Annotated in this window: 16 protein-coding genes and 1 pseudogene; 5 read left to right on the top strand and 12 right to left on the bottom strand. The window is 33.2% G+C overall.

Translation table 11 applies throughout. The features are described from left to right. Window positions 1-259: 259 nt before the first annotated feature. The 3 genes from AC3WOM_RS06450 to AC3WOM_RS06460 form a co-directional block, all read right to left on the bottom strand. A complete protein-coding gene (locus tag AC3WOM_RS06450) occupies window positions 260-1,789 on the bottom strand; it encodes a multicopper oxidase family protein (protein ID WP_492445704.1) in 1,530 nt (509 codons plus the stop codon). Between the two features lie 328 nt (window positions 1,790-2,117). Next, complete coding sequence (locus AC3WOM_RS06455) at window positions 2,118-2,675, bottom strand: TVP38/TMEM64 family protein (protein WP_492445705.1); 558 nt, start codon at window positions 2,673-2,675, stop codon at window positions 2,118-2,120. Window positions 2,676-2,784: 109 nt separating this feature from the next. After that, complete coding sequence (locus tag AC3WOM_RS06460; RefSeq protein WP_492445707.1) at window positions 2,785-5,850, bottom strand: sensor histidine kinase; 3,066 nt, start codon at window positions 5,848-5,850, stop codon at window positions 2,785-2,787. 402 nt (window positions 5,851-6,252) lie between these two features. Between AC3WOM_RS06460 and AC3WOM_RS06465 the strand changes: the two genes are divergently transcribed. Further along, on the top strand, window positions 6,253-7,059 hold the full coding sequence (locus AC3WOM_RS06465) for a HipA domain-containing protein (protein WP_492445708.1): 807 nt from the start codon (window positions 6,253-6,255) through the stop codon (window positions 7,057-7,059). Then, complete coding sequence (locus tag AC3WOM_RS06470) at window positions 7,052-7,450, top strand: hypothetical protein (protein WP_492445710.1); 399 nt, start codon at window positions 7,052-7,054, stop codon at window positions 7,448-7,450. The genes AC3WOM_RS06465 and AC3WOM_RS06470 overlap by 8 nt, the downstream gene beginning before the upstream one ends. 104 nt (window positions 7,451-7,554) lie before the next feature. Here AC3WOM_RS06470 and AC3WOM_RS06475 read toward each other — a convergent pair. From AC3WOM_RS06475 to AC3WOM_RS06490, 4 genes and pseudogenes are all read right to left on the bottom strand, one after another. Beyond that, a pseudogene (locus tag AC3WOM_RS06475) lies at window positions 7,555-7,840 on the bottom strand (ABC transporter substrate-binding protein); the annotation flags it as partial. Between the two features lie 220 nt (window positions 7,841-8,060). Then, window positions 8,061-8,420 carry a DUF1304 domain-containing protein gene (locus tag AC3WOM_RS06480; RefSeq protein WP_492445712.1) on the bottom strand — a complete coding sequence of 120 codons (360 nt, stop codon included), beginning with the start codon at window positions 8,418-8,420 and terminating at the stop codon, window positions 8,061-8,063. Between the two features lie 69 nt (window positions 8,421-8,489). Further along, window positions 8,490-9,113 (bottom strand): nitroreductase family protein, encoded by a 624-nt coding sequence (locus AC3WOM_RS06485; RefSeq protein ID WP_492445713.1) that lies wholly within the window; start codon window positions 9,111-9,113, stop codon window positions 8,490-8,492. 27 nt (window positions 9,114-9,140) lie between these two features. Continuing rightward, window positions 9,141-9,545, bottom strand: a complete 405-nt coding sequence (locus AC3WOM_RS06490; protein ID WP_427547645.1) for an Ohr family peroxiredoxin — start codon at window positions 9,543-9,545, stop codon at window positions 9,141-9,143. 150 nt (window positions 9,546-9,695) lie between these two features. Here AC3WOM_RS06490 and AC3WOM_RS06495 point away from each other — a divergent pair, with 150 nt between their 5' ends. Beyond that, complete coding sequence (locus tag AC3WOM_RS06495; RefSeq protein ID WP_492445716.1) at window positions 9,696-10,133, top strand: MarR family winged helix-turn-helix transcriptional regulator; 438 nt, start codon at window positions 9,696-9,698, stop codon at window positions 10,131-10,133. A gap of 266 nt (window positions 10,134-10,399) precedes the next feature. Here the strand turns inward: AC3WOM_RS06495 and AC3WOM_RS06500 are convergent, their stop codons facing one another. After that, window positions 10,400-10,606 carry a hypothetical protein gene (locus tag AC3WOM_RS06500; RefSeq protein WP_492445718.1) on the bottom strand — a complete coding sequence of 69 codons (207 nt, stop codon included), beginning with the start codon at window positions 10,604-10,606 and terminating at the stop codon, window positions 10,400-10,402. Window positions 10,607-10,619: 13 nt separating this feature from the next. Beyond that, window positions 10,620-10,985, bottom strand: coding sequence for a hypothetical protein (locus AC3WOM_RS06505; protein WP_492445720.1), 366 nt, complete (start codon window positions 10,983-10,985; stop codon window positions 10,620-10,622). Between the two features lie 545 nt (window positions 10,986-11,530). Between AC3WOM_RS06505 and AC3WOM_RS06510 the strand changes: the two genes are divergently transcribed. Both AC3WOM_RS06510 and AC3WOM_RS06515 read left to right on the top strand, forming a co-directional pair. Next, the gene (locus tag AC3WOM_RS06510) at window positions 11,531-12,052 is read left to right on the top strand and encodes a YwhD family protein (protein WP_427547651.1); all 522 of its coding nucleotides are present in this window, start codon (window positions 11,531-11,533) and stop codon (window positions 12,050-12,052) included. Continuing rightward, window positions 12,052-12,288, top strand: a complete 237-nt coding sequence (locus tag AC3WOM_RS06515) for a DUF362 domain-containing protein (RefSeq protein ID WP_427547653.1) — start codon at window positions 12,052-12,054, stop codon at window positions 12,286-12,288. Before AC3WOM_RS06510 ends, AC3WOM_RS06515 begins: the two co-directional genes overlap by 1 nt. A 300-nt stretch (window positions 12,289-12,588) precedes the next feature. Here AC3WOM_RS06515 and AC3WOM_RS06520 read toward each other — a convergent pair whose 3' ends face one another. From AC3WOM_RS06520 to AC3WOM_RS06530, 3 genes are all read right to left on the bottom strand, one after another. Next, a complete protein-coding gene (locus AC3WOM_RS06520; RefSeq protein ID WP_427547655.1) occupies window positions 12,589-13,644 on the bottom strand; it encodes a Cfr family 23S rRNA (adenine(2503)-C(8))-methyltransferase in 1,056 nt (351 codons plus the stop codon). 570 nt (window positions 13,645-14,214) lie between these two features. Beyond that, window positions 14,215-15,273: an NAD(P)/FAD-dependent oxidoreductase gene (locus tag AC3WOM_RS06525; RefSeq protein WP_427547659.1), complete on the bottom strand. Its 1,059-nt coding sequence runs from the start codon at window positions 15,271-15,273 to the stop codon at window positions 14,215-14,217. Between the two features lie 161 nt (window positions 15,274-15,434). Then, window positions 15,435-16,355: an alpha/beta fold hydrolase gene (locus tag AC3WOM_RS06530; protein ID WP_492445723.1), complete on the bottom strand. Its 921-nt coding sequence runs from the start codon at window positions 16,353-16,355 to the stop codon at window positions 15,435-15,437. Window positions 16,356-16,842: the final 487 nt, after the last annotated feature.

The raw sequence follows: 16,842 nt of genomic DNA on the forward strand, positions 1-16,842 counted from the left end.
CTGAAATACAACCTGTATTCTATAGAATCTATGGTCTAAATACTAGCAGTGTTTTCTGAAAGCCTAATTTCTAAGTGCTTTAAGCGAGAAATTAGGCTTCTTTATTTGGAGTTGCCATGATATTTTATATGTGCATTTTCCTAACACTATTTTTAAGCACATCATTTTTTATGGCGATACTGATAACGAAAAAACGCTCCACAACGCCTTTAACTGTCTACTTGACAAGGTTTTGATGGTTTTTATAACAATTCTAAAGTTAATTTACTTCAACTTGCCCCATCATTCCATTTTCTTCATGTTCAAGAATATGGCAGTGGAACATGTAAATCCCTTTATCTTTAAACTTTACTGCTAATTTTACTGTTTGACCAGCTTCAATTGAAACTGTATCCTTCCAGCCCTGTAGGTTTGCAGGAGGTTCTTTTCCATCCATTGAAACTATTTTAAATTGCGTACCATGGATGTGGAAAGGATGCGTCATGCCGCCCATCAAATCTGGTTTATTGTATAATTCCCATACTTCAGTATCACCTTGTCTTTGAGTGAAATCAATGCGGTTCATATCAAATTTTTTATCATTTATTGTTACCATTTTTCCCATTCCGAAAAGTTCAAGTTTTTTTGTTACTGGTAAGTTTCTCTCAGTATCTGTAACCATATAATCATTTAAATTTTTTGGGATTTCCCGTGCATTCTTCTTTTGTTCATCAACTGTAAATGGTAATAAAATTCTATCTTCTTCATTTACTAAAGCCATTTCACTTTTAGCATCAAATTTTGAAAAGTCCACAATAATTTCTGCTCTCTCACCTGGTGATAATGTAATTTCACTCATAGAAATAGGTTTATTTAAAAAACCACCATCAGTAGCTATTTGTTGAAACTTATCTCCCGTATTTAATTTAAATGTATAATTCCGTGCATTCGATCCGTTCAATAAACGAAGTCTCACTTTTTCTTTTCCAACTGTAAGTTTGGGATTTAATGTACCATTGATTAATAATGTGTCTCCAATAGTACCGTCCTCATTAAGAACTGATTGGTAGTCAAATTGCTTTTCCTCAGTAAACTGTCTATCTTGAAATATTAAAGGAAAATCATTTTCTCCATATTCATTTGGTAATTCCAATTTTTCAGAATTCTCATCTTCAATATAGATTAAACCAGCTAAACCTTTGTACACTTGTTCAGCTGTATCACCCTCTGGATGTGGATGGAACCATAATGTTGATGCTTCCTGACTTACTGTAAATTTAACTTCTTTTAATGCGCCTGGTTCCAGTATTTGATGTGGACCCCCATCACCTTCACCTGGAATTTCTACGCCATGCCAATGGAATGTTGTTTGTTCAGATAAATCATTTTTAGTTCTAAATGTTACAGTTTCTCCTTCTTTCAAACGGATAATTGGTCCTAAGAAAGCACCATTATATCCATATTTTTCAGTATCGATGCCATTAAAGATTTCCGTCGTTCCTTGCTGTGCAGTAATATGAACGATTCCATCCTTAGGTTCAACGAATGGTGGCAGCGCTACTTCATTTTCTCCAGTAGAATTATTTAACGGTAATGGATTTGTATGACTTGCATGGCTGTTCTCCATATCTGCCATCTCCTCCTGAGTCATGCTGGAATGATCCATCCCCTCCATGTTCGACATTTCTTTCTGACCCATATTGGAATGATCCATGGTATTGCCTTCATTAGCTCCTGAATTACTTGCACTACATCCGCCAATAATAACAGTTCCAAGTAGTAATGAAGTAATCAAAATTTTAGAATTCATTACGTTTCCCCCTTTATTTTCATCACAATGGAACTGTAACAAAAAAATATGGAGAATCTATGGATAATCAATTTCGCCTTGGCGTAATTGTGTCCGGATTTTGAATTGTGTCAGCACAATTCATTCCTTTGAAAATCCGTGACATCCGCTGGAGACTTTGGGCCAATAAGATGTTGGTCACTCAGTCATTGCCACAGGATGTGGCGTTTTTAGACTGAGTTCCTCTATTTCAGTAGGTGTTTGGACACCCACTGAATAGGAACCAAAACCGCCTTCATCTTACCACCTGTAGAGGTCGGGGTCATCTACTGAATGAAGATAAAATAAATCATCTATCTTTTGTCTTTTTTCCTCTTACTCTCCCAGTCCAAATTGATATAATAACGAAGGTTACTATAATTACAATTTTCCATTTTAGATCGACGTGCATAAAACCAAAGACTGCACCAGCTTCTAGAATAAGAGAAGGTATTTTCCCTAAAGTACTAGCGATTGCAAATAAAGTAAGAGAGACCTTGGAAAAAGCACTCCCTAATGTTATAGCACCAGAAGGAATAAAAGGAAGAATTCTCAAACTTAAAATAACCCAAAAAGCCTTATATCCTTCAAGATGCTTTAGCTTTAACATTACTGGGTGTTGGAAATCCTTTAATCTCCATTTTTTCAGACCCCTTCTATATAAAATAAAGCTAATTAATGCACCTAATCCCTCACCTATAATTGAAATGATTAATCCATGATAAAGTCCAAAAAACGAAAGGTTTGCTGCTGTAATAAAAACACTCGGTAAAACACCGATAATACTAATAAGAATATTAACAAATAAGCTAATAAATATTGCAAAAAAACCTGTATGTTCAAATATTTGAAGGGTTGTTTCTTTCATATACTCTCTCCTCGATAAGTTAGTCTGGCTAAGTAGAGAGTTTTATTTTTAACTCTAATTTCTGGGGTGCAAATTAATCAAACAAAACTTATCAATCATCAATAGATTGCTAGAAAAGATTTGGTAACCCTTTAGGAATGCAAAATGAAACGATTGTGCCTTTATTTAATTGACTTTCAATCTGAATTCCTTCTCCGAAAATTCGTTTAAGACGATGGTTCGTATTGGCTATGCCGATACCTTGTTCATGCTTGTTTGTCCTTAAAAGAATTGCCTCAACTTGACTAGCTGTCATACCAACCCCATTATCCTCTACAGAAACAACATGATAATTTTTGTGGTTTTTTATCGAAATGACAATGATTCCACCTTCTGTTTTTTTAAGAATGCCATGATTTAGAGCATTTTCGACAATTGTTTGAATAGCAAGAGGCGGTATGAGAATCCCCTTTAGCTCATCTAAATCCCAAGAAACTTCGAGGCGATTGCCAAATCTTTCACTTTCTATAAACAAGTAGGAACGAACTAGATCAAGTTCTTCTTCTATCGGAATTAAGTTTTTTATGTTGTCTGTACTAAAACTCTTTTGTAAATAATTACCGAATTCAATTAATAAATCCGTCATCCGGGTAGGATTTACTTCACCTAACGAAGAGATTGTATTTAACGTATTAAAAAGAAAATGTGGCTTTATTTGAGCTTGTAAATATGCCGCTTCTAGACGTAATTGCTCTTTAACTGCTTGATTTTGTGCAAGCAGCGATTGGACACGCGCCTTTAGTTCGAGCGCATTTGCTGGCTTTGAAACATAATCGTTTGCTCCTGCAAGAAATCCCATGTAAACATCTATTGGTTGGGTTCTAGCAGTCAGCAGCAAAACGGGAAGCTCTACTATTGTAAAGCGCTTGCGGATTTCCTTACATAATTCATAGCCTGACATTTTTGGCATCATAACATCAGAAATGATAATATCCCAATTTCCCAATTCAATCATTTTCAACGCTTCTGCTCCACTTGTGACAGTATAAATATTATATAGCTCTTCCAGTATACTACTAATAACTTTTAAGTTAATCGGATCATCATCAACAATAAGTATGTTACTGCTTGGCATTGCCCTTTGTTCATCATCAATTAATTGCTTCTCCGTGATATCAGAAGAATTTATAGGAAGCAAAGAGAAATCTGTTGCTGAAACTTCCTCTTCTATAGATACATTTGTATCGATTGCTAATGGTAACGTGAAAGACAATGTTGTCCCCTCGTTTTCTACTGATTGTACTGTAATTGTGCCCCCATGGAGTTCAATTAACTGCTTGGCTATATTTAAACCAAGTCCAATTCCAGTTGTAGTAATCTTTTCAAAACGCTCATAACGAAGGAAAATACGCTTGATGTCATCCTCACTCATTCCTATGCCGGTATCACTAATCAATATAGTTGCTACCTTATCATCATGAATGGCATTAATCGTAACACTTCCTGCATCAGTGAATTTGACAGCATTATGAAGTAAATTAAAAAGAATTTGGACAAGTCTGCTCTCATCCGCATATACTGGTGGGAAAAATGATGGAATTTCTGAGATGATCTCCAACTTTTTTGTGTTTTTTATAAATTGAATCATATCAATAACCCCAGCTGTAACACTATATATGTTGAGCCTTTTTTGATTTAACTGAATCTGTCCTTCTTCTAATTGATTGATATCTAATAAATCGTTCAAAGTAAATGCCATTCGATTGCCAATTTGTAATAACAATTCAAGATTTTTTTTACTTTTTTTTGTTAATTGCGATGATTCACTTTCAAGTAACGTTTGTGTAATGTTTAGTATACCGTGTAATGGATTACGAAGTTCATGGGATGTATTCGCAAGAAATATATCTTTCTGAACGTCCAACTTTACTAGTTTTTCGTACTGCTCATTATTTAATCGTATAACATTTATATGCCGCCTTATCAGTAGAAGAGCAATAACAATTATTGAAATGAAATAATCAAATGGGTAATAGGGTATATTCACTACAAGAGTTTTAATAGCAGTTCCCCATATACTATTTGATATAAAGCAAATTAAATAAAAGAGTATAAAAATACCATCAATATTCCCTTTTATAATAGCTGAAATAGTAGGCACAATAAGCTGAGTGACAATAAAAATTCCGTAAATGATTACAAGCAATTTCATAGGTGTGTAGTGCAAAGCTGATGTTATCAATAGCGTCAGAGATATGGGGATGAATAATACATATAATACATTTGATACTGTAGACTTAATTTTATAAAGTTCATTAATAAATTTTAATGTTAAGAGTAGTAATCCGATCAGTAGCACTATCAGTAATTTAATGTAAAGTCCATTCTTTATTGGAAGATTTAACAGCACATTATCGTCTATTAAAATAATAAATCCATTAAGAATGAGTAAAAAACTAAAATACAATAATTCCTTTTCATATTGCCCTCTTCCAAGGAAGAATATAGATAGTGCATAGAAACCATGTAGAAAAAAAATGACACTAACTAGCAATTGCAATGATTCTGAAAAATTAGCTCCCTTAGTAATTGCAGATTGGAGCCCAAAATGAACCGAATCTTTCAAACCTCCCGAATTAAAACTATCATAATTGGATACTTGAATAATTAAGTCAATTTCTTTTGCTTCAGAGGAAAAGATGACCGTCATGGGTCCTTGTTTTTTTATTTTCTCTATGGGGTATTTATTAGCAAGGTTTTCACTATTCACCAATTTACCGTTCACATAAATACTTGCAAACGACCCGAATCCTTCTAATTTAGTACCATAAATTGTTTCTTCCTGATTGGGAAGCAAAATTTTAAGCCTATAGGAGCCATAACCTATAGAGGAACCCTCTAGCGGCTCCATTTTCTCTTTCCAATTCCCGGGAACTTGTATGTACTGCTGTTCATTATTTACGCCAGAATCGTTAATAATAAACTTTGAAGGATAAAATAGCCATTCACCATTTAAAAAAATAACCTTATCTTCATTTAACGTAACATGACGTAAATCAACAATTCCCTTTTCTGCAGTTTGATTTGTAGGAGCATTAAAATAAAGAAACCATCCAAAGCGCAATGAAAGTAAGCTAAAAATAAAACTTATAATAATCAGTATTTTTTTTGATTTCGTAAATTTATTTGCTATCAAAATTTTTAACCTTTCTATTAAATAGATGTAAGAAGCCTTAGCTCTCTTTAGTGTAAGTGTTTCTAATGTATTATTCTTACTACTCTTACTATTTTCATCCTCTTACTACAATTTAACTATTTTTGATCTGCTTGTCACTAACAACTTTCTGCCCGGCCCTAAATCAAATACTGATAGTAAATATTGTTTGTATACTTTCATTACAAGCATACTATAATCAGAAGGCAATAAAATTCGAACATATTGCAAATAAAAAGAAGACTGGATTGGATATCCTAAAATAACAGTCTTCTAACATTCCTTACTTTAGTATTTTCAATATTGGATGGACAACTTTTCGTGCGTTAAATGATGATAACACTATATAATAGAAGAAACTCATACTAAATAGGACGTTATGATATGAAAACAATTCATATTCCTACCGATGCTGAACGTATTATTAGTACTACTAGTAAAAGCGATCAATCGAAATGGCGTATCGGCAACATGTGGGTCAAACAAAATGCACGAGGATATGAAGGACAAGCAGAAGTACTCGCTTCACTCGTGCTTAAATGCTCAACGCTTGATTGTTCAAACTATGTTGTCTATCAGCTATGTACTATTCAGTTAACTGACGGCGAGCAATTTGATGGCTGCTATTCACCGGACTTTCGTGGTACAAAACAGGAAGTGACACTTGAGCGCCTGTTTGAAGCAAATTTCAGCTCGACTGACCCAATTACAAATAACAGCACACTTTCCACTACAGAAAAATTCGAGCAATTAATGGCGCTAGTCAAGCAGTTTACAGGTCTTGATGTACGCCAACAGATTGCACAACTTTTCGCTTTCGATGCCCTCATTCTTAATGAAGACCGGCATACAAACAACATTTTATTCTTATACGATCCACAAGAAAAAACGTGGGAGCTAGCACCGATTTTCGATAATGGGCTTAGCCTGCTATCGGATGAAAAAGACTATCCACTTGGCAAACCATTAACGATTTTAAAGCGAAAAGTGAAGGCAAAACCACTGAATTCATCTTTTGCAAGGCAACTTACCCTATACGAGGGACCACCATTTATCAATAAAGATAAGTTAATAGCTGCAATCGAACAATCACCGTATGATTTCGGTCGTGCAAGGGACGTATTACTCTCACAGTTGCGTGATCCCGCATTGAAACATTTATTCATCGAAGGGAGTGAATTAAATGATTGATTACATGACATTTGATGTGATGTGGATGGATGACATTATTGCTCATGTTGAGTTAAAACCGGCTAATGGTGGCACACCTTATGTGATTAATTATATTGATGATTTTAACAAGCAATTTTCACCGACTATGGAGGGGCATATTTCCTTAGAAGAACTAGAACGTTGGCTAAAATGGCGAACCTTCCCCCCTACTCGGGTCAATGCCAAAGAATTACTGGCTTCATTGGATATGCAAGCCTATAATCGTTGGGGCATCGTGCGTAAAACTCATGGTGTCATGGCAGATGACGAAATTTGGCTACGTTTTAAAGGTGAAACCCTCACACATCGGGATGTCTGCTTACGCAAAGAACTATACTATCCTGAGGAATCAAATTTTTTAGAGTTTTAATAAGTTAAACCATTTAAATGTAATAACCACCTATCGCATATTTTGATAGGTGGTTATAAATCATTTTAAATTGATCAAACTAGTAAAGTGTTTTTCAACCGAGAAACGATTCCTTCAAGTTTACCTTCATAGTAACTAGGATAATCTTGGGGAAGTTTATTACCAACAACCGGAATATCCATCGCCAAGAAATCAACAATTGTCTGACCAATTTAAACCACTCGTTTTGGTTCTGCAGGTATTTCAACTTATTCACCTGTAATCGTTGTATATTGAACTGTTTTCTCACTTTCCTCTGCTTGCATATCAGATTGAGCTGTTTTCTCATTATCCTTTACCTGCAAATTCAGATCCGTTGCTATTAGAATTGCATGCCGATAATATCAACAACTACAGATTATGGAGAATTTGAATTGAATAAAGGCCATTCTAAATATCCGTAAAAAGAATCCGTTTTTTTTTAAAAAGTTTTGATGAAGTGATAAACCTTCATGTATAGTTTAAAAAGGAAACTTGAAAAATCAAGATTTCCTTTTTGCGATTTAACAAATTATACTGTGGTTGATTAATAATTCGGTCTTTTTTTATGCATTCAAAAACTCATTACCTATTAGAAAAACAAAGTTATGATTGCTAAAATAGCTGGACCACCTTGTTTTAATATAATCGACTTCGAGCTTGTTAAGCCTCCATAAATTGCGACAATTATAACAAAGATTAAAAAAATGGCTACAATTTCAGATTTTTGATGAGAAAAAAATAAACCATACAATAAGGCGATTGCAATAAGTCCATTATATACGCCTTGATTTTTGAAAAGAACTTGGACATTATGATTCTCTAATGTATTCTCAGACATATTAAATGTTTTTGCTGTTCTTTTTGATGTAGTTACAAACGTTTCTAAATACATAATATAAAGATGCTCAACTGCCACGATTAAGCTTAAAATAAAAGTTAATGAAGACATCCGACTCACCCCTTAAAAAGTTTAAAAAGGCAATGTCCGCAAATGCATTTTGGGACATTGCCTAAAAATTTATTTATTGAACCTTACAATGCGATCAATTGAAAGACGTGAAGAACCATAAGCAGGTGCTGCTGCTTCACCGATTGCTAATAATAGTATAGGTATTTCATTTGCAGGCAATTCCATGTATTCAGCAAATTTAGTTTTATCAAACCCACCCATCGGAACTGTATCATAACCCATTTCTTTCGCCAATAACATTATTTGCATAGACACTAAGCCAGCATCAAAATGTACTATGTTTTCTAATACTTTTGTCGAAGCTGAACCGTACATTGCTAATGCGTCTTGTGCAAGCTTTTTTGCAATTTCTTCTGGCATATAGCCTAATTCCGCATTTTTTTCATAAATCTCCTCAGCATTTAAATACATTTCAATATCTCCAATGACAGCGATAATGGCAGAGGCTGTTTCAATTTGCTCTTGATTAAATGAAAAGAAATTAATATTCTTTTGAATTTCCTTATCATCAATGACGATAAATCGCCATGGTTGCATATTACTCGAAGAAGGAGCTGTAATAGCATCTTGTAGTAGCTGCACTATTGTTTCACGAGATATTTTAGTTTTAGCATTATATTTACGAACCGATTTACGCTCCTGCATAATCTGTTTTACTTGTGTAGATGACATGTAATCTCCCTCTTTTTCGAAAAAAATTTAAACTGCTTTAATTGTTACATTGATATTTCCCATTGTTGCTTTTGAATATGGACAAACAGTATGAGTTAATTCTAATAATTCCTGTGATTCTTCCAAAGCTAATCCTTCAATATGTCCTTCGATAACAACAGCAAGCACATAGTCAAAAGCAGCTTGCTCCATTAATTTAACTGTTACTTTAATCGTTGATGAGTTTTTAAGTTTTTTCTGGCGTTTAATTAAATCTAATGCACTATTAAAGCAGGCACTATAACCTGCAGCAAATAATTGTTCTGGGTTTGTAACATTATCTAATTTTGAGCCAGGTGGTGCAATTTTTAAAGATAGTGATTGATCCTCTGCATATGATGTGCCACTACGCCCACCATTATTAATCATTGTAGTTGAGTATAATTCTTTCATAATTGAAAACCTCTTATCTATATTAGCATTTTAAATTGTACACAATTTAATTTTTACAAATTGAATTGTACACAATTTAATTGTGTTTGACAAGCAGGAACTTTATTTTTAATATAAATGTAAGTAGAAGAACTTTAAGAGGGGATTTTTATGCCTAATCAATTAGATAATCAACTATGCTTTCTTTTGTATGCGACATCGAAAGAAATCATTCGACAATACACATTATTATTGAAGCCATATGATTTAACTTATACAGGCTATATCACCTTATTAGCCTTAGAGGAAAACGAACAAATAACTGTAAAAGAATTAGGACGACGTTTATTTTTAGATTCAGGTACATTAACACCGTTACTAAAAAAATTAGAAGCAAAGGGTTACATTTGCCGTAAGCGTTCCAAGGATGACGAACGACAAATGCAAATATATTTAACAAAGGACGGAAGTAATGTTCGTAGTAACCTCCCTGAAGTGTCTCGCCAAGTAATGAAGCAATCAAATATCTCAGAGCAGCAATTTATACAACTGAAAAATGTTCTTCAAGATATCATACAAAACGACTGGAAAATAAAAGATGAAAATTAAGGCATAGCTATTTCTCAATTTTGCAATTAAAGGCTCCCCTTAGAAATAGACTGTATCAGCATTTTCTATAGGGGAGCATAATCTTCTAAATCATTCTTGGGGATACATTTGTAATTATAGCTTAGTAAATTGTTCGAAATGGATATCTTCAAACTCTCATCAACCCATTATAGAAATTTCCTCACTATATTTCCTTCGTGCATTGACTGCTACCAGATTGTACTTTTCCCCGCTTCCTAAAATCCCTAAAATATGTATACCCAAATTTAAAATAAGTCATAACCATTAATTAAAAAATTGATTTTTATTTTTGTAATACATTGTTGAATCCTTTTTTCCTTTTCCTCTTCTGAGTATTTTTTAGGTGTTTTCATACAAATTCCTAAATCGATCCATGTAACTTTCTTATTTTCTTTATCCCAAAAGATATGTTCAAGTTTAAAATCATAGTCATATCTATTTACATCCATCATAGCTCTTTTTGCTTTAACCAAATGACCAAGAATTATTTTTAATTCTGTAAGACAAATACCCCTTTTTAAAATCTCTGGTAAGGGCCTTCCCTTTGCTTTTTCTATAAATAAAAAATCTCCAGCTCTTATATGCGAAAATCGTGGGAAAATAAGGGCTATCATTTAGATCTAATAATGCATGAATATCATTGTCGCCTTTTCCTTTAGATAACAATTTTTTCAAAATAATATCTTTCCCATTAAGATCAAATATAATAGAACGTTCTATATTGTTTTGTATTATTTTAATACTTTCATCCAATATCCTTTCATTTCCAAATGAATAAATAACATTTTGGCTTTCCTTCGGTAGTCCATGAAAATACTTTGTAACTTGCATTTTTATTTCTCCTTTCGTCTATAACAAAATTCGACAAAAGGAATTATTATCCTTCAATAACTTATATCTACTTCTCATAACACTTATCAAACATTATGAATTCAATGCCTGTTCAAAGAATTGTTAAATAAAGTGAAGAATTTTAAAGAATATAATAAAAATGGATTTGGAATAGATTTACCAAATCCACTTTCACACAATTTCTATTGAGTAATACGTTTGAAAAACGCTTTTGTTTTTTCTAAATCAGTTATATGTTGATTACACTGTTGACTATCTATACAAATATAATTACTATGATTAGCGATTTTCAAAATAAAAGTTCAAATTACTATATTATAGTAACCCTACCATTTCAAACAATTCAGACGTAAGCCTGAAGACAAGAAATGAAAATAAGTTGTATATTTTATTTATAATTTTAAATTAAAAAGTATCAGGAAATTCAGAGTTTAGGATTATTCAAAACAAATAAAATGCTGGGAGCTAACAATTTCAATCTTATATATTAATCTAGAAATACAAATTGTGTGAAGGTGATTTCTATGAAAAATAAAATGCATTTTACTATTTTAAGTAATGATTCAACAGATGGAGATGGAGGTTACGGAGTAGGTACCCTTGATTTAAATAATGTAACACCTCTTATTATTGATTGTGAAAACGAACACGTATTTATAGACTTAGAAGCCTTACATGGGCGAAGTATAATTGAAAAAAAGGTTCGATTTTCCCCTGACTTAGCTCATGCTAGTGACAATTATAATCGTTATTGGATTGTTTGGATAGCTATTCAGATTGCTCAAAATGGACCTTTTTATGCGGGCTGTACAGCAAGTGAAGTACGTGTATCAAAAGAAGAACGCCGAATTAAACTTGGCTATAAATCCTTGCCAGAACAAGTAAATTACTTAGATAAGGCACTTAAAGGGAAATTTATCCTTAATCATGTAGATATTCATTCAAAAAAACTACTTTATCAGTTTTTATCTGGATTTAATGAAGAATACTGGAAACAGTCACCTGAAGAATTAAAACAACAACTATCTATCTGGGAGGATTTATAATGGCTTTTGTAGTTACTGAATTATGTAGGGATGAAAAAGCAGCTGTCTGTTTGGATGTCTGTCCTGTAAATTGCATTGTTATGACAGATACCCAATATGTAATTAATCCTGATATTTGTATTGATTGCGGTGCTTGTGAATTAGTTTGTCCAGTGGAGGCTATTTATTTTGAGGATGATTTGCCTACGGAATATAATTCTGCAACCCTACTAGCACTTAATCATTTTCGAAACTAAAATGGAATCTGATATGATTATGACTAACTGTAGAATGGAATGCATATTTTTAGAAGAATTTAGTACATTAAAACACGGATTTGGAAACTACCTATCGTCCAAATCCGTTTTATTTGAATAAATTATCATTCCACCCATACGTCAGGGCTTTTTTCCTTTGTCCCCTTTCATGCCATCATTTTTGGCAATTACACCGATGGAACCTTGAACCGTGAGAGGTAGAACCTCCAATTAATCCATGTCTTTTAATAACACCTTGGATTCCTTTTCCTTAAGATATACCAGTTACATCTACTATTTTTATTGGTTATTGTTTTTTTGATAGTTTCCATACAATTGCCCGCACGCAGCATCTATATCAATGCCAAATTGACTCCTAATGGTAACGTTAATTCCCGCTGACTTTAATTCTTTATAGAAATTTACAACATGATTCTCATTTACTTCTTCAAACCTCATAGGCGAACTAACAGTTGGGTTATACCTAATGATGTTTACATGGAACAAGTTCCCTCTCTTATATCTACCTTTTAAAAGGTTTACTACTTCTTTTGCATGATTAATAGAATCATTGACTCCTGGCAATATAATATAAGCAATGTAAACTTTTCTTGAGGTCATACGTATATGCTCATCTAATGTATTCATTACATCCAATAATGGGTAGCGTTCATTAATTGGCATTAACTTGCTTCGCTGTTCATGAAAAGGAGAATGTAATGAAAACGTCAGGTTAACCTGCGGATAATTTTGAGTCATTTTTTTTATGCCAGGAATAATGCCTATAGTTGAAATAGATAGCCTACGAGGACTTAAGGCAAACAACTCAGGGCTTGTAAATACATTTAAAGCATCAAAAACTTGTACATTAGCTAATGCTTCTCCCATTCCCATAAAAGAAATACTATCAATTGAATGTCCCTTTAAGTGAAAATACAAAATTTGATCAGTAATTTCATCTGACGTTAAGTTGCGTTTTAAACCTATATCTCCAGTTGCACAAAATTTACAACCAAAATTACAACCGCACTGCGAGGATATACAAAATGACTCCCAACCAGCTTTATATTTCATATTTACCGTTTCTATTTTTTCGTCTCCTGATATTCCAAATAAGACCTTCGAAACTTGCTCAGAGTGTTGTTCCTTTAAAGGAATAACATCTAAAAGAGACTCTCCAAATTCTTTAACTAAATTCTCTCTCAACGATTTAGGAAGTACATTCATTTCATTGAATTTATCTATTCTTTCTTTAAAAATGGCATTCAATATTTGTCTCATTCTAAAATTAGGATAATTATGTTCCATTAAGAAATCTTTTATTCTTATATACTTATTGCTTTGTTTTAATTGCATCTTTCTCATCCTTCCTTATGACTCTCTAGTTTTATAGGAGTAAATAGAAAGGAGTTGTCTATCCCTTAAGTTAAAAATCAACACAAAAAAGGCACCCAAAGAATTATCGGTGCCAAACTTCATACAAAAAATATGCTCAAATACATAAGGACACTAAGTCATTACTTTGTAATTTACTTGGCATAGAGGAAAAGCTCCGATAACTATTTTTATATGGTTGCATAGCATAAAAAAGGACAGACTACTCCCTTTGTCAGCTAAACCATTTCCAAGTTTTACATTTTTACCAAACAGAATTCTAAAAACAGTTAACATTGCTTGCACCTCCCTTAGTCAAATTTATTATCGAGTAATTTAACATAATATTGAGTATATGTAAAGTGCTTCTTATAAAATGTATTTATGAGCATGATAATCTCCTCAAATAAGAAGTATAATATGATCCATATTTACCAATTGGTTGTAACATTACTGCTTTAATGTCGAATTGCTTTTTGCCTTTCCCCCATGATTTATATTTGATAATTTGATTAATCATTTTATTCAACTATTATCATTTTAGAAATATCATTATTCATTTACTTTGTAAAATCGAGATAGTCTACAACCTTCTAATTCTTCCAACTGTACATTATCTACGATTTCCTTTGCAATCAATCGACTAATAACTGGAGATAACGTGATTGCAGAATGCATAACTGCTAAATAAAGTCCTTTTACCTGATCATGAAAACCGACAATGGGGTAACCGTCTTTAGGCATGGGTCTCATCCCTACTTTGATACTTTCTAACTCTAAATGTTCCCCTTCTTCCAAATCATTGCGAAGAGTTTCAAAAGCTCTTTTTCCAACCTCTTCTGGTCCGTTTTCTCCTTGGTCATCCAAATAGTCTTCAGCAGCAATTAAAGTAGTATCAGATAGCTGTCTTGCCTCAAATCTAGAATTAGAAATTAATGTGTGAACAAGCTTTTTTGGAGATGTCATTCGAATAATAATAGAAGGTGATGACTCAACAGGAACATCCAGACTAAGAGGCTTACAAAGCTCAGGTAACGCTGTACCAGTTGCCAATACAATGACGTCTGATTCTATAAAACCTTTTGAAGTATGGATGCCAACTACTTTAGCGTCCTCCTTTTTAATTTGTGTTACTTTTGTGTCGAACAATATTTTTACTCCATTTTCTTGCGCTTTCTTTAGTAAAAGATTCGTTAGAATATTAGGGTCTACCGCACCTTCTTTAAAAGCATGTAGAGCTTCCTTTGGATATTCTTTTAAATGAGGTTCTAAGTCCGATACTTGCTGACCAGTTATTTTTTCTACATAAGATTTATTGATATTTACAGGAATTCCCCATGAAAGGGAGCCATTCCAATCAACCTTTAATTCTGGAATCTCTTTTTCCAATACTTGATATTCTGCTAAGGACCCATCATACAAATGTTGAAAGTTTTCTGGAACACGCCCTGAAGGATTAATCCAAGCAAAGGAATTTGATGTTACACCACAGCCTGCTTTTGAGTGGCTCTCAACTAAAGTGACATCCTGATTCTCTTTTGATAGATTATAAGCAATAGATGAACCAACAATCCCTGCACCAACAATAATAACCTTTTGCTTTTTAGACATTGCATTCCCTCCTCGTTCTATTTGTATAATTATACTATACGTTTAATCGTTTAAACCTAGTTAACCTCTATTAACAAAGCAAGCGTAGCATGAGGATATAAGACAATCTAATTGAAACAAAACTATTACAACGATTGTGATGGAAAAACTTTTTACTACACTTATTTTATTTCATCCATATACGCCCTGAAATTTTCTACAATTTCTTTTGCTTTAGTACGATATAAATAATGATCTCCTTCAAATGTCATCACTTTCCCATGTACAGAATCTTGGATTTGTTTTTGATGCTCTGGTATCCATCTGTCAGTTACTGGATGATTCGCTTGTATAAAGAAAATAACAGGAAGATTTTTTGGGAATGATAAATTTTCAGCTGCTCTAAAATTTTCATACATAATTTCAGCTTCATTTAACTGACTGGGATTATACATATTTTTGTGTTTCAAAATTCTCATTTGTTCTTTTGTTTTATCATCATATGGTAGTACGGCGTATGGGTCATCACCTAGCTTTACTTGTAATCTAGCTAAACCCGATTTTTTTAATAGTTTTATAGTTCTTATTATTGAAGAATCAATCTTTTTCTCGCTTATCGTTGGAACACTGCTATCGAGCCCGACAAATGCACTCACCTCGTTTGGATATTTGTTCACATAATCCAGTCCGTAAAGACCTGAAATGGAGTGGCCCATTAGAATATACCGCTCAATATGAAGACGCTGTAAAGCTTCATGTATTTCACTGACTATATTCTCTGTGCTTCGTTCCTTTTCAGTTAGATCACTTAATCCATAACCAAAAGGCTCAATTGCAACAACTTTGTAAAATGGAGATAATTCATCTATTAGTGGTTTAAAATCAAGTGCTGGTGCTGCTGTTCCATAACCAGGTAAAAGCACGATGGTTTCTTCACCTTCTCCCTGAATTAAGACATTCATATCCTTCCCGTCTACAGTTACAGGCTGACCATAAATATCTATTTTTCCTTGCTCGAATTTGCTACAGATAATATTAACAATAAAAACAATGACCAGAAAAAGTACTGTTGTAATAACTATAACTCCTATTGCTTTAAGCATAAAGATGAGCGGTTTACCTATCCTCATTTTCATTATCTTTTCTTTTATTTTCACTCGCCTCTTCCCCTTTTCTTATCTATTTATTAGACATTTTATATGAGCATCAAGGAATAGCTTAATGGACGAAGATATACTCTCTGTGACAACAATATGAACGGAATATGAACAAACAAAAAATGTTACGGCGTCACATGTAAGATAGTCTGCATATGACGCTGTAACATGGGGAATACGAGAATGTTTAAATAATTCGAATGGTCAACATAAATCTATTCACTTTGTTGGTGTTGTGATTGGCAAAGTAACAATGACGGTCAGCTTGCTTTCGCACACTGATGTATAATTACAAATCTAAATAAAAATATTGATTTTAGGCTAGAAAATGCAATAACCATCTATCGAGATAGATGACATGTTGTTGAAATACTATTATGTCAATGAAATCAAGGTGACAAATTAAAAAGTATAGCCCTTTTTCAAAACGAGG

This window comes from Lysinibacillus sp. FW301-JW8, from assembly GCF_058788755.1.